Source organism: Microbacterium sp. zg.Y909 (assembly GCF_024626565.1).
In genome coordinates, this window is the sequence record NZ_JANJFJ010000011.1 from 1 (window position 1) to 19,643 (window position 19,643).

Sequence of the window (19,643 nt, forward strand, 5' to 3'; positions counted from 1 at the left end):
GCACGCATCGACGGCGCGACGACCTGGCAGCTGTTCTGGCGCATCCATGTGCCGCTGTCCGTCCCCGCGCTCTCTTCGCTCGCGATCCTGCTGTTCCTGTGGACCTGGAACCAGTTCCTGCTCGCCGTCGTGCTCGTGGACGACCCGACCAAGCGCACGATGGCCGGTGCGCTGGGCGCTTTCCAAGGGCAGTGGGGCACCGACGTCCCGCTGCTGTGCGCCGGATCGCTGCTGATCCTCACTCCGACGCTGCTGGTGTTCCTCGTCTTCCAGCGCCAGTTCGTCGCCGCGCTGCTGCAGGGCTCGGTGAAGGGATGAGGGAAGGCCCGGGGGCGCCCCCGGCGTTCGATCCGGACGTGGCGCACGCGCTGCGCACCACCGACGACGTGGTCACCTCGCTGCGCCCCGAGGGCATAGCCGAGCTGCGCGAGCGGGCGGTGCCACCGAGCGAGTACGAGATCACGCTCGGCGGGAGCCTGGCGCTGACCCGCCACCTCGTCCCGGCGGGGGACGCCCCCGGCATCGCGCTCCTGCTCCTGCGTCCTCGCAGGCGCGGCGCGCGCCTGCCGGTGCTCTATCACGTGCACGGCGGCGGGCTCGTGGTCGGCTCCGCGGCCGACGATCTGCCTGCCCTGGCCGGGACGGCTCAGGACCTCGGGCTCGCCGTGGCATCCATCGAGTATCGCCTTGCGCCGGAGTTCCCCTACCCCGTGCCTGTGGAGGACGTCTACCGAGGGCTGGTCTGGTTGATGGAGCACGCCGATGCGCTGAGCCTCGACCCCGACCGTGTCATCGTCGGTGGCATCAGCGCCGGTGGCGGGCTGGCGGCGGCCACGGCGCTGCTCGCCCGGGATCGCGGCGGACCATCGCTGCTGGGACAGCTGCTGGTGTGCCCGATGCTCGATGACCGCAACGACTCGGGCTCGGCAGACCAGATGGCGGGCGTCGGCGCGTGGGACCGCGTGGCCAACGAGACGGCGTGGAACGCCTACCTCGGTGCCGACCGCGACGACGTGGCGATCTACGCCTCGCCCGCCCGAGCGAGCGATCTGTCGAATCTCCCGCCCATGTTCCTCGATGTCGGATCGGCTGAGACCTTCCGTGACGAGGTGGTCGCCTATGCGGCTCGGTCCTGGGCCTGCGGAGGCGACGCGGAGCTGCATGTCTGGCCGGGCGGCGCACACGGATTCGATGCGCTGGCCCCCGATGCCGAGATCAGTCGCCGCGCCCGCGCCGCTCGGGCGGAGTGGCTCCGTCGACTGCTCGCCCGCAGCGGTGCCGCGGCACTGCGCTGACCCGCGGCGTCAGAGTTCGCCCGCGAGCGCCCGGCGATCCAGCTCCTCTTGATCCTGCACATACGGAGTGCCGTGGGTGTGGAAGGTCGGGATCGTCTTCATCCCCCACGCCTGTCCCTTGGCGCGCTCGGCCTGGGACCACTCGACGGTCGGCCAGTCCGGGTCCAGCAGCAGGCGGGCGCCGGCGTTGGCCAGCTCGATCCGGTTGCCACCCGGCTCCCAGACGTAGAGGAAGAACGTCTGGTTGATCGCGTGCTTGTACGGCCCGTACTCGATGTACACCCCGTTTTCGAGAAAGATGTCGGCGGCTTTCAGGATGTCCTCGCGGGTGTCCGGTGCGAGGGCGAAGTGGTGGAACCGGCCCCGCTGCTTCGTCCAGTCGTCGGAGTAGACCACGTCGTAGGACTTCTGGTTGAACCGGAACCATCGGGCGCCGTAGCCACCGGCATCCAGTCGCACCCGCTCGGACTCGCGCGCGCACATGACGTCGCTCCAGAACTCACCCGCCGCCGTCACATCGGCGGCGAGGTAGTTGATGTGGTCCATCCTCCGGGTGTTCACCCCACGGCCGGGAAAGGCCGACGCCTGATTCTTCAGCGCTGGGCGGTCCTCGTCGTCAGGGACGTACAGCTCGGTGTCGTAGTGCAGGGCCATGAGGTGCCCGTCCGGGTCCTCGAACTCGTAGGAGCGCCCCACTCCCACCTCGGGATCGCGCCAGCCGTGACCCAACCCGCTGCGTTCGATCGCCGCAACCCGCCGCTCCAGGGCTTCGGGTCCCGAGGCCCGGTAGAGCGTGCGGCCGACGCCGTTGGTGTCCGAGGCGGTGAGCTTGAGGGTGTAGAGCTGGTACTCGTCCCAGCAGCGCAGGTAGGCCGAGTCGCCGATGCGGGCGACCTCGCGCATCGCGAGGAGGTCGCGGAAGAAATGCAGGCTCTCCTCGAACTTGGGGGTGAACAGCTCCACGCCACCCAGGTGGGCGATGTCGAAGTTCTCACTGGTGGCCATGGGGCGTCCTCTCTGACGGTCCTAGGGGCGCGGACGGGGGTACACCGTGCCGTCGAAGATCTTGCGTGCGGTGCGGATCGATCTCGACGACGCCTGCCAGCGTCCCTGCTCATCCTGGGCCACGGTCACCTCGGCGCGGAAGGTGCCCGAGGGGTGCTCGATGTCGGTGCCGACGGCATCCGCCTCGAGGCGGGCGAGGTCGGAGCCGACGGCGCCGGGGATGCGGATGCCGGCAGCGACGGATGCCGCCATGAGCACGCCGATCGACGTGTGCACGCGGGTCGGGATGAACGCGCGCGTCGAGACGGCGCCGCCGGCTGCGGGGGCGGAGAGCAGGATGAGCTTGGGGACGGTCTGCGCCGCGACATCGCCGAGTCCCATGAGCCTTCCCGCCTCGAGTCGGATGCGCTCCAGCTGCGCACGCAGGTCGGCGCGCTGCTCGAGGTCCACCGGGTCCTCGTCACCGGCCACGGCGAATTCGTCTGCCTGCAGCAGCACCACCGGCATCCCGTTGTCGATGAGGGTGACGCGGTGCCCGTCGATCTCCTCGCTCACCTGCCCGGTCGGCAGCAGCGGCCCGCCGCCGCCGGCGAGGTCGATGAGCACCGGGCTCGCCGTGCCGGGGACGCCGTCGATGGCGGTATCGCCGTCGTAGGTCGGGGCGCCGTCCCGGGCCTTGAAGGTGACCGTCGCGACGCCGCCGGTGTTGAGCAGGCGGATGCGCACGGTGCACTCCTCGCCTGGCGCGGAGAGAAGCCCGCGCTCGAGCGCGAAGGGGCCGACACCGGCGAGCAGGTTGCCGCAGGTCTGCAGATCGGCGACGACCGGTTCGTCGATACCGACCTGCAGAAACAGGTAGTCGATGTCGACGTCGGCCAGAGGCGAGGCCGAGACGACGGCCACCTTCGACGTCAGCGGGTGCGCGCCGCCCAGGCCGTCGATCTGAGCCCGGTCGGGACTGCCCATGATCCGCAGCAGCAGGTCGTCGCGCACATCATCGTCGGCGGGCAGGTCATCCGCGAGGAAGAACGCGCCCTTCGAGGTGCCGCCGCGCATGAGCATGCAGCGGATGCCGTCTCTCAGCGGGTCAGCGCCCGGCACCGTCATGCTCCGTCTGCGTCACGTACCGCACCCCGGCCTGATCCAGCACGGAACGGAGGCGGTTGATGTCCATCGAGATCTCACCGTCGCGGTAGCGCGCGCGGTTCGCCTTCTCCCGATCTGCGCGCTCGCGGGCCGCCGTGAGCGTGGCTGCCGCGCGATCCCGAGGCACGATCGTGACGCCGTCGTCGTCGGCCACGACGATGTCGCCGGGGTGCACGTGGGCGGACCCGAGCATGACCGGAACGTTCACCGACCCGGCTGCCTGCTTGACGGTCCCTTCCGCGCTCACGTGTGCGGTCCACACCGCGAAGCCCATGCGCCGGAGCTCCTCGGTGTCGCGCACGCCGCCTGAGGTGACGTAGGCCCGCACGCCGCGGACCTGCATCTGCGTGGCCATGAGCTCGCCGATGACCCCGTGGGCGGGGCCGTCCGTCGGGACCACCACGATGACGTCGCCTTCCCGGGCCTGTTCGATCGCGGCGTGCACCATCAGGTTGTCCCCTGGGGGCAGACGGACGGTGATCGCGGTTCCCGAGATGGCGGCGCCCTGCTGGATGGGTCGGATCTGCGACCCCGCGTAGCCGGTGCGCCCCAGCGCTTCGTGAGCGGTGGCAGAGCCGAACTCGGCGAAGGCGGCGGCCGTCGCGGCATCCGCCCGCTCGATGTCGGTCACCACGACGTGCGTCACTCCAGCACTCCGGTCACCTGCGGGAGATAGCGCATGTAGGCCTCGCCCATCGTCTCGTGGGCAAGGCCCAGGTTCGGTCCGGCGTTGCGCTTGAGCTGCACGCCCCGCCGCACCGCGAGGTCGGTGTAGTACGACCACATGTGCTGCTGCGCCGGGAGGGCCTGCATCGCCGCGCGCTTTGCGGGAAAGGCGGTGGTGATGTCCAGCAGCACATTGGGCGAGAAGCCGCACTGCTCGGGCTGGTGCGGCTCGAAGAAGAACACCGGCGGGGCGCCGATGATCTCGTCCTTCGTCGGCATCGTGCCGTCAGAGCCCGCCACGCCGATCGCCTGTGCGAGCACCCGAGCCTGCAGGGCCATGCGCGCGGCGGCCGGATGGTCGCCGTTGTACGGATCGGCGAGCGTGTGGGTGAGCACCACCGTCGGCTGTACGCGGCGGTAGACGTCCACCAGCACGGCGACGGCCTCGGGGGACTCCCGCAACGGATAGTCGCCCAGATCCAGAAACTCGATCTCGGCGCCCAGGGCGGCCGCGGCCGCCGTCGCCTCGGTGCGGCGCAGGTCCTTGATCTCGTCGAGGGACTTGCCCAGCAGCCACTGGCTCGCCGATTCGCCCCGCTCGCCATAGCTCAGGCAGACCACGCTCACCCGCTCGCCGCGGGCGGCGGCGGCCGCGATGGCCCCGCCGGCACGCCAGACGAAGTCGCCGGCGTGTGCGCTGATCACGAGCATCGAGGCGGTGCTGCCGGGCATGTCCACTCCTGTCGGGCGATTCGATCAGCGAACCACACGGCGCGTGACGTGGTCAAGATTTTGTTTACAATCATGGCGACCAGAACCACTATGGACAGAGGGAAATGGTCTCCGTACGATCACGGCTAGACCGATCAGACGACGAAGTCGAGAGGGAAACCCCAATGGCACGCACCCTGCAGGATCTGCTGGACGAGAAGGGGAACATCGTCCAGATGCTTCGCGACTCGCAGCTCGGTACCTACATCTACCCCGTCGTTCCGGCGGAATTCACGAACTGGCGACGCGAGCAGAAGGCGTGGCGCGACACCGCGGTGCTGTTCGACCAGACCCATCACATGGTCAACTTCTTCCTGTCGGGACCGGGTGCGCTGCAACTGCTCAGCGACACGGGCATCAACTCGTTCGCGAACTTCCCCGTGAACACCGCGAAGCAGTTCGTGCCGGTCTCTGCGGCGGGCGGGGTCATCGGCGACGGCATCCTGTTCCACCTGGCGCAGGATGAGTATGTCTACGTGGGTCGGGCGCCGGTGGCGAACTGGCTGCAGTTCCACGCCGAGACCGGCGGCTACGACGTGGAGTTCCGCTACGACGACCGCTCGCCCTCGCGCCCGTATGGGGCGGCGGTGAAGCGCGACTACTACCGCTTCCAGATTCAAGGGCCCAACGCCTGGGACATCATCGAGCGGCTCAACGGCGGGCCCCTCGAGAAGGTCAAGTTCTTCCACATGGGGCACCTCACGATCGCGGGCGAGCGGGTGCGGACGCTGCGGCACGGCATGGCGGGGGCGCCGGGCCTGGAGATCTGGGGGCCGTACGAGCACACCGAGAAGATCCGCGACGCCGTGCTCGAGGCCGGCCGGGAGTTCGGCATCGAGCCCTGCGGCTCGCGCGCGTACTCGTCGAACACGCTCGAATCCGGCTGGATCCCCTCGCCGCTGCCGGCGATCTACACCGGTGAGGCCGAGCGCGCCTACCGCGAGTGGCTGCCCGCGAACAGCTACGAGGCGATCAACGCGCTCGCCGGCTCGTTCGTCTCGGACGACATCGAGGACTATTACCTCACGCCGTGGGAACTGGGCTACGGGTCGTTCGTGAAGTTCGACCACGACTTCATCGGGCGGGACGCGCTGGAGAAGGTCGACCCCGAGGTGCAGCGCAAGAAGGTGACGCTGGCGTGGAACGACGAAGACCTCGCCCGCATCCTCGCGAGTGTCATCGACCGAGACGGCGTGGGCTACCAGTTCTTCGATCTGCCCAATGCCAACTACGGCTCGTCGAACTACGACGCCGTGATCGATGCCGACGGTGACACCGTCGGGCTGTCCCTCTTCACCGGCGTGACGGCGAACGAGCGGCGAGGGCTGTCGCTGGCCACGGTCGACCGCGGCGTGCCGATCGGCGCAGAGGTGCGGGTGGTCTGGGGGGAGCCCGACGGCGGCTCGCGCAAGGCCACCGTGGAGCCGCACGAGCAGATCGCGGTCCGCGCCGTCGTCAGCCCGGTGCCCTACGCCCAGACCGCACGCCAGGAGTACCACGGCGGCTGGCGCACCGCGGGGGCGCTCTAGCCGCGGCGGTCACGCGGCCGTGCAGCGGCGCGGCAGCCGGTGCGAAACGGAAGGGCTCGCATGAAGGCGCACTACAGCGACGTGTGGCAGGCGGTGGCCCGCGCGCTGCCCGACCGCGCCGCGATCGTGACGCCGACCGAGACCATGACGTACGGGCGGCTGCGTTCCGAGGCGGGCGCCTTCGCGGGCTATCTGCGGGAGCTGGGCGTGCAGCCGGGCGATGCGGTCGCGCTGCTGCTCTACAACCGTCCCGAATACGTCGTGGCGCTGTTCGCGTGCCTCGCGACGGGGATCGCGCCGGTGCCCCTGAACTATCGGTACCGCGCGCCCGAGGTGCGGGCGCTGTTGGAGGATTCCCGGGCCCGAGTGCTGGTGTACCCGACGTCTCTGGAGGAGGTGGTCCGCGAGGCCGTCGCCGGCTTGCCCGACGCGCCGCACATCGTGGCGATCGACGACGGGCCGGCGCCCGAGGCGGCCGCGTGGGCGCAGATCGTTGCGCGGGGCGGTGAGCTGCCGGCGAGGGCGCCGGAGGGGGGCGAGCTGCGCCTGTACACCGGGGGCACGACCGGACGGCCGAAGGCGGTTGTATGGGGCGGCGAGGACATCTTCGCGGTGCAGAGCTACTCGATCTACACCACGGCAGGGCTGTCCATGCCGGAGGCGATGGCGGATGCCGTCGCGGTCGCAGTCGATGCGGCGCGGCCGCCTGTGGTCACTCTGCCGCTGTCGCCATTCATGCACGGCACGGCCCTGTTCACCTCGATGAACACCCTCGCCCTGGGTGGCACGGTGCTCGTCACCTCATCGCCGCGATTCGATCCGGACGCGGCCGTGCGATTCGCCGTCGAGGCCGGTGCCACGCGCATCATCGTGGCAGGGGACTCCGTCGCGCTGCCGCTGGTCGAGGCGGTGGAGCGGGCAGGGCTGGACGTGTTCGGGTGCGTGCGGTCCATGATCAGCTCCGGCATGCGGTTCAGCCCGGAGGTCAAGCGCCGGTGGCACGCACGAGGCGCCATCACGATCACCGACCTGCTCGCCTCGACCGAGGGCGGCCCCTACGCCGTCAACGAGACGACATCCGCCGCGGACCTGCCGGGGGAGCTGCGCCTGCTGCCCGGCGCGGTCGTCCTCGACGACGAGCTGCGCGACGTGCAGCATGTCCCGGGTGCGCGCGGCGTCCTCGCCTTTCGCGGCACCCTGCCCCTGGGGTACTTCGGCGATGAGACCAAGACGCGCGAGACGTTCCCTGTCATCGACGGCGTGCGCCACGTCATGCCGGGGGACTGGGCCGTGGCCCGTGGTGACGGCACCGTCGAACTGCTCGGCCGTGGCAGCGCCGTGGTCAACACCGGAGGCGAGAAGGTGTACCCCGCCGAAGTGGAGGACGCCCTCGTGGCCTACCCCGGCATCGTGGACGCGGTCGTGTTCGGCATGCCGGACGAGCGCTACGGCGAACTGGTGACGGCGGTGGTCGTCACCGAGCCCGGTGCCGAGGTCGACGCGGAAGCCCTGCGGGCGCACGTGGACGCCCGGCTCGCCGGCTACAAGAGGCCTCGGCATCTGTTCGTCCGGGACTCCCTCGACCGCAGTCCGCACGGCAAGGTCGACCTTCCCCGGCTGCGGACGGATCTCGCGGTCCTGATCGGCGCCGCAGCCCCCACGACGACAGGCGCGGGAGTCTGGTGGCGGAGGGCATGATGCGGGTCGCTGTCATCGGCCTGGGTGAAGCAGGCAGCATCTACGCCAGCGACCTGCCGACGCGCGGGGCATCGGTCGTCGGTACCGACGTGCGCGGCTCGCTCTCCCCGGCGGGCGTGGACCGCGCCGTCGACGTCCCCCGCGCCGTCCGCGGGGCCGACCTGGTGCTGAGCCTGGTGGGCGCGAGCTCTGCGGCATCCGTGTTGGCCGAAGCGCTGCCGGCGATGGATGCCTCGAGCGTCTACGCGGACATGAACACGAGCGGACCCGCCGACAAGCGACTGCTCGCGTCGGCAGCGGCCGAACGCGGCATCCCCTTCGTGGATGTGGCGATCCTGGCCCCGGTGCCGCGCGCGCGGATCGACACCCCGCTGCTGCTCAGCGGCCCCGGGATCGGCCGGCTGCGTCCGCTTCTCGCGCGACTGCACATCCCCGCTACCGAGGTCGGCCCCGAGCCGGGGGCTGCGGCACGGCTGAAGCTGCTGCGCAGTGTGTTCATGAAGGGCCTGGCCGCCGTCGTCGTGGAGAGCGTCACGGCCGCGGAGATCTTCGGCGCCCAGGACTGGCTGATGGATCAGATCGCGTCGGAGCTGGGTGCACCCGACCTGCAGCCCGTGCACCACCTGATCGACGGAACCCGCACGCACGCGGTGCGGCGGGAGGCCGAGATGGTGCAGGCGCGGGAGTTCCTCGACTCCCTGGACGCACCGCATCCGATGACCGACGCGACCATCGAGTGGCTGCGTGCGATCGCCGGACGGGGGGATGCCGCGGGCTGACCCCGGCCCCGTCGTCGCGGGTTACGCGTCGGGCCACACCTCCGCGGCCAGCGCGACGGTCTCTTCGATCTTCGCCCACTGCTCGGCCTCGGTCAGGACGTTGCCCTCCTCGGTCGAGGCGAAGCCGCACTGCGGGCTCAGCGCCAACTGCTCCAGCGGTGCGATCTTCGCGGCCTCGTCGATGCGGCGCTTCAGCTCGTCGGGGTCCTCGAGAGCGCCTGACTTGGTGGTGACCAGCCCGAGCTCGACGACCTTGTCACCCCGCGGCAGGAACCGCAGCGGCTCGAAGCCGCCGGCGCGCTCGCTGTCGTACTCGAGGAAGTACCCGTCGTAGGCGGTCTCGGCCAGCAGCTGCTCGGCGACCGGCTCGTACCCGCCCGAGGAGATCCACGTCGAGCGGAAATTGCCCCGGCACACGTGCGTGGTGACGACCATGTCCGCGGGCTTGTCGCGCAGGGACGCGTTGATCAGCGCCGCGTAGCGCTCGGCGAGATGATCGGTGCGGATGCCGCGCTCGGCTGCCTTGGCCATCTCGACCTCCGAACAGAGGTAGGCCCACGCGGTGTCGTCGAACTGCAGGTAACGGCAGCCGGCGTCGTAGAAGGCCTGCACGGCCCCGCGGTAGGTGGCGGCGAGGTCCTCGAAGATCTCGTCGTGTCCCGCATACGCCGACCCCTCGAGCGCATCGCGCTCCAGCCGGAAGTCGAGCACCGTCGGTGCCGGAATCGTGAACTTCGGCACCACGCCGGCGGCATCGGCGAGCGGCTTGAGCGCGAGGAAGTGCTCGATCATCGGATGAGCCGACGGGAAGGCGATCTCGCCGTCGATGCGCAGACCGAGCGGGCGGGTCTGGACACCCTGGAACTGGATGCCGTGGTCCAGCTCGACGACGTTCACTCCCTCCAGCATTCCGAAGAAGTCGAAGTGCCACCATGACCGGCGGAACTCTCCGTCGGTTGCCACCTTCAGTCCTGCGGCGGCCTCCCGAGCCACGAGGGCCGCGATCGCGTCGTCTTCAACCTCGCGCAGTCCGGCATCGTCGAGCTCCCCTGCGGCATGGCGCGCGCGGGCGTTCTTGATGGCTTCGGGACGCAGGAAGCTGCCGACGATGTCGGCGCGGAAAGGCGGGTTCACGGACATGCCGGTAACCCTAGTTCAGCCGTGCGGCTCATCCCGGCGGCGTGACGCGAGGTTACGGGTGCACCGTTCTTCGCCGCCGTGATTTGCAAAACTCGTTCCAAAATCGTTGACAATCCAATCGCGACTCCGTACCGTCCAGACAGCGGGGTGGATCCGGCCTCGCGTCGTGTGCGGTGTGGCAACGACGGGGAGGTGAGCATGGCGGCTCGGCTGGCTCTGCAGGAGGTCACCCTCCGGTTCGGGGGCATCACCGTGCTGCGTGACGTGGGATTCGCGGTCGAGCCGGGGGAGATCTTCGGTCTCGTTGGACCCAACGGCGCGGGCAAGACGTCCCTGTTCAACTGCATCAGCGGGCACTACCGGCCCAGCTCCGGCTCGATCACGATCGACGGGGAGGAGATGCTGGGATCGACGCCGGCCGCTCTGGCGCAACGGGGGCTCGCCCGCACGTTCCAGCATCCGGCCCTGCAGCTGCACTCGAGCGTTCTGGAGAATGTGCTGCTGGGTGCCCACACCCGGCTGCCCGGCGGGCCGGTGAGCTGGTCCTTGCGGCTGCCGCGCACCGTGCGCTCCGAGCGCCGGCTTCGCGCCGAGGCGGTCGAACTGCTCGAGCGCCACGGCCTCGGCTGGGCGGCGCACCTGCCTGCCGACGAGCTCTCGCATGGACTGCACAAGGGCATCGAACTGTGCCGCGCGCTGCTGTCGCGGCCGAGCCTGCTGCTGCTGGACGAACCGGCCGCGGGCCTGCCGCACTCCGAGGTCGAACAGCTCATCCACTCCGTGCGTGCCATCCGCGACGACGACATCACCGTCGTGATCGTCGAGCACCACATGGGTCTCATCGCCGCATTGACCGACCGGGTGGTCGTGCTCGATCACGGGAGCAAGCTGATGGAGGGCACCGCCGCCCAGGCGCAGTCCGATCCGCGCGTCATCGAGGCGTACATCGGCAAGGAGGCCGTCGATGACGCTGCTTGAACTCGAGGACGTCACCGCGTTCTACGGACCCGTGCAGGTGCTCGACGGTGTGTCGCTGACGGTGCCCGAGGGCGGCGCTGTCGGCATCCTCGGTGCCAACGGCGCAGGCAAGACCACCACGTTGCGCGCCATCAGCGGGACGGTGCGCGCCGGTGGCGGCATCCGCTTCGACGGCAAGGACATCCGCGGCAGCCGGCCCGACCGCGTGGCTTCCCTCGGGATCGCCCACGTGCCCGAAGGGCGGGGGACCCTCGGTGGGCTCACGGTGCGGGAGAACCTTCGCGTGGGGGCGTACCGGCGCAAGGATCGCAAGGGCATCGCGGCGGACATCGAGTACTGCCTCGACCTGTTCCCGAACCTGCGTGAACGCATCCGCTCGCACGGCTCTGCGCTCTCCGGGGGCGAACAGCAGATGCTCGCCGTCGCGCGCGGCGTCATGGCCAAGCCCCGGCTCATGCTGCTCGACGAGGCGTCGCTCGGCCTCGCGCCGTCCACCGCCAAGAACGTCTACGACGCGATCGCGCGGCTGAGGCGCGAGTCGGGGATCGCGATGCTGGTGGTCGAGCAGAACGCCAATCTCGCCTTCCGGCTCGTCGACACCGCGACGGTGCTCGAGACCGGACACAACGCCCTCACCGGCACCTCGGCCGAGCTCAGGGGCATGGACGAGATCCGACGCGCGTACCTGGGGGGCTGAGATGGGCACCTTCATCCAGCTCGTGGTGGACGGTCTGTCGCTCGGCTCCGTCTACGCAGCCCTCGCCCTCGCCATCGTGCTGGTAAATCAGGCCACCGGGCTGATCAACTTCGCCCAGGGCGGCATGGCGGTCCTCTCCGCCTACATCGCCTGGTGGTTCGCGGGGCTCGGGGTGCCGCTGATCCTCGCGATCCTGCTCTCCGTCGTGGTGTCGTTCCTGATGGGCGCGGTCATCGAGCGGTACGTGATGCGCCGCTTCGAGCAAGGCGACCCCGACACGGCGGTGGTGGTCACGATCGGGCTGCTCACGCTGATCACCGGCATCTGCGGCTGGCTGTGGACCTACAACAACCAGCAGTTCCCCTCGCTGTTTCCGCTTGACACCGTCTCGGTGTTCGGGGCGGCGGTGAGCGTGCGCTCCATCGGCACGACGGTGGTGATCATCGCGATCATGCTCCTGCTGCAGGGACTGTTCCTCGGCACGAAGCTCGGGCTGGCGCTGCGTGCGGTCGCAGTGAACCCGCAGTCCGCCGCCTTCTCGGGGTTGCCCGTCGGCCGGCTGCTGATGGTCGGGTGGGGCCTGGCCGCGTGCCTGGGCGCGGTGGCGGGCGCCCTCATCGCGCCGCAGCTGACGCTGACCCCCGGAATGATGGACACGGCGCTGGTCTACGCCCTCGCCGCCGTCATCCTCGGCGGCATGTCCAGCCCCATCGGCGTGGTCCTGGCCGCCTGGATCATCGGCGTCCTCGAGAACCTCGCCGCCGTGTACGTGCCGTTCATCGGATACGACTTGAAGGTCGCTGTGCCGTTCGTGCTGATCTTCATCGTGCTGATCGTGAGACCCCAAGGTCTGTTCGGACGCAGATCGGTGGTGCGAGTCTGATGCCCGCCTACTCCGCCTTCTTCTCCCGCCGGTGGGTTCGGCTGGTGATCGCGCTCGTGATCGTCGTCGCCGTGCTGCTGCTGCCGCTGGCTCTGCCGGAGTTCGCCAATCAGACGCTCGCCCGCATCGGCGTCTTCGCCGTCGCCGTGCTCGGACTCAATGTGGTGATGGGCTACACCGGCCAGGTGTCGCTCGGTCAGATCTTCTTCGTCGGGCTCGGAGCGTACGTCACCGCCTACGGGGTGCGCAACGACGTGAACATCGTCCTCGTCCTGCTTGCCAGCGTGCTCATCCCGGGAATCGTGGGGCTGGTCATCGCGCTCGCGGCGGCACGACTGGGTGGCCTGGCGATCGCCATGGTCACGATCGCGCTGCCCATCGTGGGGGTGCCGCTGGCCAAACGGCTGTCGGAGTTCACCGGCGGATCGCAGGGCACCTCGGCCCGGTTCTCCGACGCCCCCGAGTGGACCGGTCTGTACGACGACCAGTGGCAGCTGTACATCGTGATCCTGATCGGCGGAATCGTGTTCCTGCTCACCCGCAACCTCGTGCGGGGAAAGTACGGCCGCGCCTTCGCCATCGTGAAAGAGAACGAGGCCGTCGCCTCGTCGATGGGCATCTCGCCCTACCGCTTCAAAGTGCTCGCCTTCACCATCGCCTCGCTCATCGGCGGCGTCAGCGGCTTTCTGTACATGGTGGTCGTGCAGTACACGTCGCCCGAGACCCTCAGCTTCGGGCACTCCATCCAGCTGCTGGCGGCGATGGTCATCGGCGGTGCCGGCAGCATCGTCGGCTCGCTCCTCGGCGGCGCCTACTACGTGCTGGCCCCGCAGCTGACGAACGCCGTCGACCCGAGCCTCACCGCCGTCCTGCAGGGCGCGCTGCTCCTGCTCGTGCTGTTCGTCCTCCCCGGCGGGCTGGCATCGCTTCCCGCCCGCCTGCAGCGCCTGCGCCGACGCGCCGCCGGCGGCCGCGAGCACCACCCCGGCGCACCACCCACTTCGAGCACGGACGTCCCGACGCCCGCCGCGACGAAGGGAACCCAAACAGAGAGGCACGATCAGTCATGAACATGAGCAAGAGACATCGGAGCATGCTGGGCATCGTCGCCCTCGGCTCTGCGCTCGCATTGACGCTCGCCGGCTGTGCACGCGGCGGTGAGGGGACGGGAGCGACCGACGACGCCGCACCGGCGAGCCCAGGCATCACGGACAGCTCGATCGCCCTCGGCATCACGACCCCGCTGAGCGGGCCGACGGCGGGGCCGGGCACCTGCACCGTGGCGGGCATCACCGCGTACTTCGGTGAGCGCAACGCCGAGGGCGGGATCGAGTTCGGCGACGGTGTGACCCGCACCGTCGACATCGAGGCCCTCGACGACGCGTACGATCCGCAGAAGGCAAAGGCCAACTACGACCAGCTCAAGGACAGCGTGTTCGCGATGACCTCGGGCCTGGGCACCCCGACCAACCGCGCCTACCTCGAGGCCGCGATCGCCGACGAGGTGCCGCAGGTGCTCGTCATGACGGGCGATCCGATCTTCAGCGACACCGGCGAGAGCCCGTCTCAGCTGGGGTTCGTGCCGATCTACCAGAACGAAGGGCTGGCGTTCGGCGAGCTGCTCGTGGCGTCCGGTGATGACCACAAGGTGGCGATCCTGTCCCAGAACGACGACTTCGGCGAGGGCTACGTCGAAGGCTTCAAGGAGGCTGTCGAGGGGGCCGACAACGTGGAGATCGTCGAGGAGCTCACCTACGAGGCGACCGACACGGCGGTGGACGGGCAGCTCACCGAGCTCGCGGCATCCGATGCCGACGTCTTCTTCAATGCGATGTCGATCACCCCGCTGGTGATCTCTTCGCTGCAGAAGGCGCAGCAGCTCGGCTGGACTCCCAGTTGGTTCCTGCCCTCCAACACCTCCAGCCCCGCGGCGATCCTGCAGCCCGGCGGCGCCGAGGCTTTCCCCGGTGTCTACTCGGTGTCCTTCGCCAAGGCCCCCGCGAGTCCCGCCTTCGCCGAGGACGAGGACGTGCAGACGTTCCTGGCCAGTCTCAAGGAGTACGCGGACTACCAGGACATGCCCGCCTTCCCGCACTGCATGTGGAGCTACATGGTCGGGGCGACCCTCGAGCAGGCGTTCATGGAGATGACCGAGCCGACGCGCGAGAGCTTCATGGAAGCGCTGCGGTCGATCACCGACTTCCAGGCGCCGCTCATGCTCGAGGGCACCGCGGTGGACACCACCACCGACGGCCAGCCGGCCGTGTCGAGCGTGGTCGTGCAGAAGTACAACGGCAAGGGATACGACACGGTCGAATCGTTCGGCTGACCCGTGCCCACGACGGCGGTCCGGCTCCACGTCGGACCGCCGTCGTGCGCGATGACCCGGGTCACACCAGCGTGCGGAGGAACTCCACGATGCCGGCGAGATGTTCGCGGGTCGCGGTCTCGGCGGCGTCGGGATCCCGGGCGATCACGGCGTCGATGATCGCGAGGTGCTCCGGGAGCGACTGGGCTGCCCGTCCGGGGTGGAACGCGAGGCGGAACTGATGCCGCGCCGACTGCGCCCGCAGGCGTTCAAGGAGCTGCACCGCGGTGGCGTGGCCGCTGAGCTCGCGCACCTGGCGGTCCATCTCCTGGTTCAGGCGGGAATACCCCACCAGGTCGCCCGACGCGACCGCGCCCGTGATCGCGTCTCGAAGCTCACGCAGCCGCGCCGTGCCGGACTCGTCGATCCGCTCGGCCGCGCGGCGGGCGCACAGCGACTCCAGTCCTGCGCGCACCTCCACGATCTCCACGGCCTCTTCGACGCTGATCGCCCGCACCCGGGCGCCGCGGTTGGGCAGCCTCTCGACCAGGCCCTCGTTGGCGAGGGTGAGCAGCGCCGTGCGCACGGCAGCCCGAGTCGCCTGGAAACGTTCGCTCAGGTCCGCCTCGATCAGTCGCTGATGGGGCGCGAACTCGCCGTCGAGAATCGCCTCTCGGATCTGCGGGGCGAGATCTGGGCGAGCGAGGTCGACTTCAACGTGGGGCGTGGACGGGAACGTCATGGGGAATCGCCTCTCTGACTCCCGCGGAGCCTCGGGATCGTCGGCACCATTGTCGCCGATCTGCGCGCCAATCCGCTCCATCCGCACTGGTCGATCGTCGACCGTCAGCGTGCGGCCGGGACACCGAGCCGGTCGACGAGCGCGAGTCCCTTCTGCGCCCACTGGATCTCGCCGCGTGCGCGCTCGACCAGGCCTTCGTACGCGAATCGCTTGTAGGCGATCGTGCGCTCCCGGTCGGCCTCGGGCGTGACGGCGAGGCGGCGCTTCAGCATGGGGTTGTCGACGGCATCGATCCGACGGATCTCGCCCTCCCATTGCTCCCGCTCGCCCTCCCACTGCGCGATGTGCGCGCGCAGGAACGCGCGGGCCTGGTCGGGCGTGGCCGATTCCAGATAGGCGGCCCTCAGGTGGGCGGGGTCGCGGACCCGCTGATATTCCGGCGGCGAGGCGATCCAGTCCAGGAAGGCCTGGTCGCCGGCCGGCGTGACGTGGTACATCCGGCGGGTGCCGCGCTGGCCCCGGGCCTGCTCCTCGCCGCGGATGAGGCCTTCGGCCTCCATCTTGCGCAGCTCCGGATAGATCTGCGAGTCCGGCGCGTGCCAGACGTGCCCGACGGATACCGCGAACTGCTTCTGCAGGTCGTAGCCGGACTGCGGGCCCACTCGGACGAGTGCGAGCAGGGCGTAGCGCAGACTCATCGGATGTCCTCCTTCGGCGCCGGCGTGCGCATGCCGGCCGTCTGCCGAGATTACCGTCGGACGCCGCACCCGGCGGCACGAGGCCCTCAGGCCTACGGGCCCCGGGGCGCCGGCTGAATTGCCGGTGGGCCCCCCCCGTGGTAGGACTGCCGGACCACCGTCGAGTACGGCACCGGGCTGACCACGACCCGCACTTCCGTCTGCTCGTGGCGCTCAACGGATGCCTTGGAAGTTCCGCCGTCGGGCTCCCCCCAGACGACCTTCAGCTCGGTGCCCTCCGGCACGTTGGGGTCGACGACGCCCAGCGAGAGTCCGCGCCGTTCGTTGGCGCTGTAGCCGGTGAACATCGACAATCCCACCACGGCACCGTCGGCGTCGATGATCGAGTCGTAGTTGGCCGAGCCGTAGTTGGCCAGCGGCAGGTCGAAGAACTTGTAGTTGGGGCCATCCACGTTCAGCAGCGACCCCCACACCCGGGTGAGGTCCTCGGCGTTCCAGGCCAGCGTGACCTTGCGGCGCTGGGTGTCCTTGTCGATCTTCTCGAGGGCATCGCGGCCGATGAAGTCGTGGTCGAACTTGACGAAGGAACCGTAGCCGAGCTCCCACGGGGTCATGTAGTAGTCCTCGATGTCCTGCGAGACGAAGGACCCGGCCAGCGTGCCAGTCGCCTCGTAGCTGTCGACGCCGAGCCACTCGCGGTAGGCGCGTTCGGGCTCTCCGGTGTAGATAGCCGGCAGCGGAGAGGGGATCCAGCCGGATTCCAGCGTGTTCGAGGGGTACGCGCGCGACCCCACCGGCACCAGGCCGAACTCCGCGCCTGCTTCGACGATGGCGTCGCGGATCATGTCGTGGTCGGCGTAGGGGCCCCATACCTCCAGGCCGGGGGCGCCCGCCATGCCGTGGCGCAGCGTGCGGACGGACTTGCCCGCGATCTTCATCGTCGACATGTTGAAGAAGCCGAGCTTCTCCAGCTCGCCGCCGTTGAGCTTCTCGATCACGGCCCAGGCGTTGGGCCCCTGGATCTGGAAGCGGTAGTAGTCCCGGGTCACCGGGTGGCCATACGGGCGGGAGGGGGAGCGACGGTCGACCGTGATGTCGAGGTTGCGGTAGCCGCCGGTCTCACCGTGGAACAACAGCCAGTTCGAGGCCGGCGCGCGACCGACGTACACGTATTCGTCCTCGGCTTCGCGAAACAGGATGCCGTCGCCGACGACGTGTCCCGACGAGGTGGTGGGAACGTACTGCTTGGCCTTGTTCACCGCGAAGTTCGCCACCGAGTTGATCGCGGTGTCGCTGATCAGCGCGATGGCGTCCGAGCCCTTCAAGAACACGTTGTCCATGTGGTGCGACTGATCGAACAGCACGGCGGTCTGACGCCAGGCCTGCTGCTCCTTGATCCAGTTCTCGAAATCGGCGGGGACGACGGGGTAGATGTACGAACCGATCTGCGAGTTGCGCAGCATCTGCACCGGGTTGGTCCCGTCGATCAGCTCCTGCAGGTTCTTGGCCACGGATGAACTCCTCTGTTCTCTCGATGGACGCCCCGGTCGAGGCATCCGTGTCAGGCGAAGACGATGGTCTGGTTGCCGTGCCGGATGACGCGGTCCTCGGTGTGCCACTGCACGGCGCGCGACAGCACGGCGCGTTCGACGTACGCGCCCCGGGCCTGCAGATCGGTCGCACTCATGGCGTGCGTCACGCGGGCGACGTCCTGCTCGATGATGGGGCCCTCGTCGAGGTCTCGGGTCACGTAGTGGGAGGTCGCGCCGATGAGCTTGACGCCACGTTCCTTCGCCTTCTTGTACGGGCTGGCGCCGATGAAGGCGGGCAGGAACGAATGGTGGATGTTGATGATCGGCACGCCCACCTCCGTGAGGAACCGGTCGGAGAGGATCTGCATGTACCGCGCCAGAACGACGACGTCGACATTGCCCGCCAGGAGCTGGGCGATCTGCGCCTCGGCGGCGGATTTGTCCTCTCCGCTGGAGGGGACGTGGAAGAAGGGCACGCCGAAGGAGCGCACGGAGTCGGCGCTGGTGGTGTGGTTGGAGATGACCATCGGGATCGTGACGTTCAGCTCACCCCGGCGGTGGCGCCAGAGAAGCTCGAGCAGGCAGTGGTCGCTCATGGAGGCGAGGATCGCCATGCGCTTGGGCACCGACTGATCGGTGAGCTGCCAGGTCATGCCGTACGGGGTGAGAGTGGCATCCAAGTCGGCCCGGATCTGTGGCATCGCCCCTGCGAGGCCAGGGCGGTGGAACACCAGCCGCTGGAAGAAGGCGCCGCCCTCGGGGTTGTCGGAGTACTGATCCAGCGTGACGATGTTGCCGTTGTTGCGGGCGACCAGCGCGGTGGTCGCCGCGACCAGTCCGGGCTGGTCCGGGCCGTGCGTGATGAGGCACGCGTGATCACGCAGCGATGCCGGGTGCAGGGACATGACCTCGTCCCGTCAGGATCGATCGTCGAGGTAGTCCTGCACCCACTGCGCGGTGGCCTGCAGGCCGCCGAACGTGTAGAAGTGCAGCTTGACCGTTCCCGCGGCGGGGTCGCGCGCGATCAGGTCGGCGAGGTTCGTGACGAACCGGTCGGGCCCGGCGGTGCCCATGAGGTTGGTCAGCGAGAACCCGTACTTCTTCACGATCATCGCGTTCGCCCCCACGCCGAACCGACGGGCGAATCCGATCAGCCGCTTGATGCCGGCCGGTCCCGGGGTGCCGATGCGCAGCTCGGCGTTGATGCCGCGCTCGCGCACGCGGTGCACCCAGTCGGCCACCGCGTCGCTGTCGAAGGCGAACTGGGTGAGGATGACCGCGCCCAGCCCCTGCTCCCGAAGTGCCGCCGATTTGTCCTCGAGGTGGCGCCAGAGCACCTCTTCGGGGATGTCCGGGTGGCCTTCGGGGTAGCCGGCGATCGAGACCTCGGTGACGCCGTAGCGCTGGAGGATGCCGGAGCGGATCACGGAGAGCGAGTCGGAATAGGGGCCCTCGGGTTCGGCAGGGTCGCCGCCGACGACGAAGACGTGCTCGGCGGCGCCGACGTCCTGCAGGCGTTGGAGGAACTCCTCGAGCTGGGCCTCGGACGCCAGCCGCCGGGCGGAGATGTGGGGCACGGGCACGAAGCCCCGCTCTCTCACGGCCTGTGCGGCGGCGACCCGCATCTCCAGATCCTCGTTGCCGAGGAAGGTGACGTTGATCTTGGTGCCGGCGGGAATCGTGTGACGGGCTTCTTCGAGGGCGGGGATGTCTTTGCCGGTCATCTCCACCGAGAAGCCGTCGAGCAGACGCAGGGCTGCGGAGTGATCCGCCGCA

Annotated in this window: 20 protein-coding genes; 10 read left to right on the plus strand and 10 right to left on the minus strand. The window is 69.3% G+C overall.

What is annotated here, in order from left to right:
• Together NQ160_RS02110 and NQ160_RS02115 are read left to right on the plus strand one after the other, a co-directional pair.
• Positions 1–318, plus strand: a 318-nt coding sequence (locus NQ160_RS02110) for a carbohydrate ABC transporter permease (protein WP_257513585.1), incomplete at its 5' end; no start/stop codon positions are given.
• Positions 319–356: 38 nt separating this feature from the next.
• Positions 357–1,295, plus strand: coding sequence for an alpha/beta hydrolase (locus NQ160_RS02115; protein WP_257513586.1), 939 nt, complete (start codon positions 357–359; stop codon positions 1,293–1,295).
• A gap of 9 nt (positions 1,296–1,304) precedes the next feature.
• Here the strand turns inward: NQ160_RS02115 and NQ160_RS02120 are convergent, their stop codons facing one another.
• The 4 genes from NQ160_RS02120 to NQ160_RS02135 are packed head-to-tail and all read right to left on the minus strand — an operon-like array spanning position 1,305 to position 4,844.
• The gene (locus NQ160_RS02120; RefSeq protein ID WP_257513587.1) at positions 1,305–2,300 is read right to left on the minus strand and encodes a VOC family protein; all 996 of its coding nucleotides are present in this window, start codon (positions 2,298–2,300) and stop codon (positions 1,305–1,307) included.
• A 21-nt stretch (positions 2,301–2,321) separates the two neighbouring features.
• Complete coding sequence (locus NQ160_RS02125) at positions 2,322–3,401, minus strand: PrpF domain-containing protein (protein ID WP_257513588.1); 1,080 nt, start codon at positions 3,399–3,401, stop codon at positions 2,322–2,324.
• Positions 3,388–4,092, minus strand: coding sequence for a 4-carboxy-4-hydroxy-2-oxoadipate aldolase/oxaloacetate decarboxylase (locus NQ160_RS02130; protein ID WP_257513589.1), 705 nt, complete (start codon positions 4,090–4,092; stop codon positions 3,388–3,390). Before NQ160_RS02130 ends, NQ160_RS02125 begins: the two co-directional genes overlap by 14 nt.
• On the minus strand, positions 4,089–4,844 hold the full coding sequence (locus NQ160_RS02135) for a PIG-L deacetylase family protein (RefSeq protein WP_257513590.1): 756 nt from the start codon (positions 4,842–4,844) through the stop codon (positions 4,089–4,091). Before NQ160_RS02135 ends, NQ160_RS02130 begins: the two co-directional genes overlap by 4 nt.
• A gap of 164 nt (positions 4,845–5,008) precedes the next feature.
• On the opposite strand from NQ160_RS02135, the gene ligM (NQ160_RS02140) reads away from it, so the two are divergent.
• From ligM (NQ160_RS02140) to NQ160_RS02150, 3 genes are read left to right on the plus strand one after another with little or no spacing between them, the layout of a single operon-like run.
• Complete coding sequence (ligM, locus tag NQ160_RS02140) at positions 5,009–6,412, plus strand: vanillate/3-O-methylgallate O-demethylase (RefSeq protein WP_257513591.1); 1,404 nt, start codon at positions 5,009–5,011, stop codon at positions 6,410–6,412.
• A 60-nt stretch (positions 6,413–6,472) separates the two neighbouring features.
• Entirely contained in the window at positions 6,473–8,110 is a 1,638-nt protein-coding gene (locus tag NQ160_RS02145) for an AMP-binding protein (protein ID WP_257513592.1), read from the plus strand.
• On the plus strand, positions 8,107–8,889 hold the full coding sequence (locus tag NQ160_RS02150; protein WP_257513593.1) for an NAD(P)-dependent oxidoreductase: 783 nt from the start codon (positions 8,107–8,109) through the stop codon (positions 8,887–8,889). The genes NQ160_RS02145 and NQ160_RS02150 overlap by 4 nt, the downstream gene beginning before the upstream one ends.
• Before the next feature lie 21 nt (positions 8,890–8,910).
• Here the strand turns inward: NQ160_RS02150 and NQ160_RS02155 are convergent, their stop codons facing one another.
• On the minus strand, positions 8,911–10,029 hold the full coding sequence (locus tag NQ160_RS02155; RefSeq protein WP_257513594.1) for a 5-methyltetrahydropteroyltriglutamate--homocysteine S-methyltransferase: 1,119 nt from the start codon (positions 10,027–10,029) through the stop codon (positions 8,911–8,913).
• Between the two features lie 198 nt (positions 10,030–10,227).
• On the opposite strand from NQ160_RS02155, the gene NQ160_RS02160 reads away from it, so the two are divergent.
• Genes NQ160_RS02160 through NQ160_RS02180 form a run of 5 tightly spaced genes read left to right on the plus strand, consistent with a single transcriptional unit; the run spans position 10,228 to position 14,916 of the window.
• Positions 10,228–11,007, plus strand: coding sequence for an ABC transporter ATP-binding protein (locus tag NQ160_RS02160; protein ID WP_257513595.1), 780 nt, complete (start codon positions 10,228–10,230; stop codon positions 11,005–11,007).
• Positions 10,994–11,704, plus strand: a complete 711-nt coding sequence (locus NQ160_RS02165) for an ABC transporter ATP-binding protein (protein WP_257513596.1) — start codon at positions 10,994–10,996, stop codon at positions 11,702–11,704. The genes NQ160_RS02160 and NQ160_RS02165 overlap by 14 nt, the downstream gene beginning before the upstream one ends.
• 1 nt (position 11,705) lies before the next feature.
• Positions 11,706–12,587, plus strand: a complete 882-nt coding sequence (locus NQ160_RS02170; RefSeq protein WP_257513597.1) for a branched-chain amino acid ABC transporter permease — start codon at positions 11,706–11,708, stop codon at positions 12,585–12,587.
• A complete protein-coding gene (locus NQ160_RS02175) occupies positions 12,587–13,657 on the plus strand; it encodes a branched-chain amino acid ABC transporter permease (protein ID WP_257513598.1) in 1,071 nt (356 codons plus the stop codon). The genes NQ160_RS02170 and NQ160_RS02175 overlap by 1 nt, the downstream gene beginning before the upstream one ends.
• A gap of 23 nt (positions 13,658–13,680) precedes the next feature.
• A complete protein-coding gene (locus tag NQ160_RS02180; protein ID WP_257513599.1) occupies positions 13,681–14,916 on the plus strand; it encodes an ABC transporter substrate-binding protein in 1,236 nt (411 codons plus the stop codon).
• 61 nt (positions 14,917–14,977) lie between these two features.
• Here NQ160_RS02180 and NQ160_RS02185 read toward each other — a convergent pair whose 3' ends face one another.
• From NQ160_RS02185 to NQ160_RS02205, 5 genes are all read right to left on the minus strand, one after another.
• Complete coding sequence (locus NQ160_RS02185) at positions 14,978–15,637, minus strand: GntR family transcriptional regulator (protein ID WP_257513600.1); 660 nt, start codon at positions 15,635–15,637, stop codon at positions 14,978–14,980.
• A 104-nt stretch (positions 15,638–15,741) separates the two neighbouring features.
• Positions 15,742–16,335: a PadR family transcriptional regulator gene (locus tag NQ160_RS02190; protein ID WP_257513601.1), complete on the minus strand. Its 594-nt coding sequence runs from the start codon at positions 16,333–16,335 to the stop codon at positions 15,742–15,744.
• Positions 16,336–16,427: 92 nt separating this feature from the next.
• Complete coding sequence (gene ligM / locus NQ160_RS02195; RefSeq protein WP_257513602.1) at positions 16,428–17,846, minus strand: vanillate/3-O-methylgallate O-demethylase; 1,419 nt, start codon at positions 17,844–17,846, stop codon at positions 16,428–16,430.
• Positions 17,847–17,896: 50 nt separating this feature from the next.
• A complete protein-coding gene (gene purU / locus NQ160_RS02200) occupies positions 17,897–18,772 on the minus strand; it encodes a formyltetrahydrofolate deformylase (protein WP_257513604.1) in 876 nt (291 codons plus the stop codon).
• A gap of 12 nt (positions 18,773–18,784) precedes the next feature.
• Positions 18,785–19,591 (minus strand): methylenetetrahydrofolate reductase, encoded by an 807-nt coding sequence (locus tag NQ160_RS02205; RefSeq protein ID WP_257513630.1) that lies wholly within the window; start codon positions 19,589–19,591, stop codon positions 18,785–18,787.
• Positions 19,592–19,643: the final 52 nt, after the last annotated feature.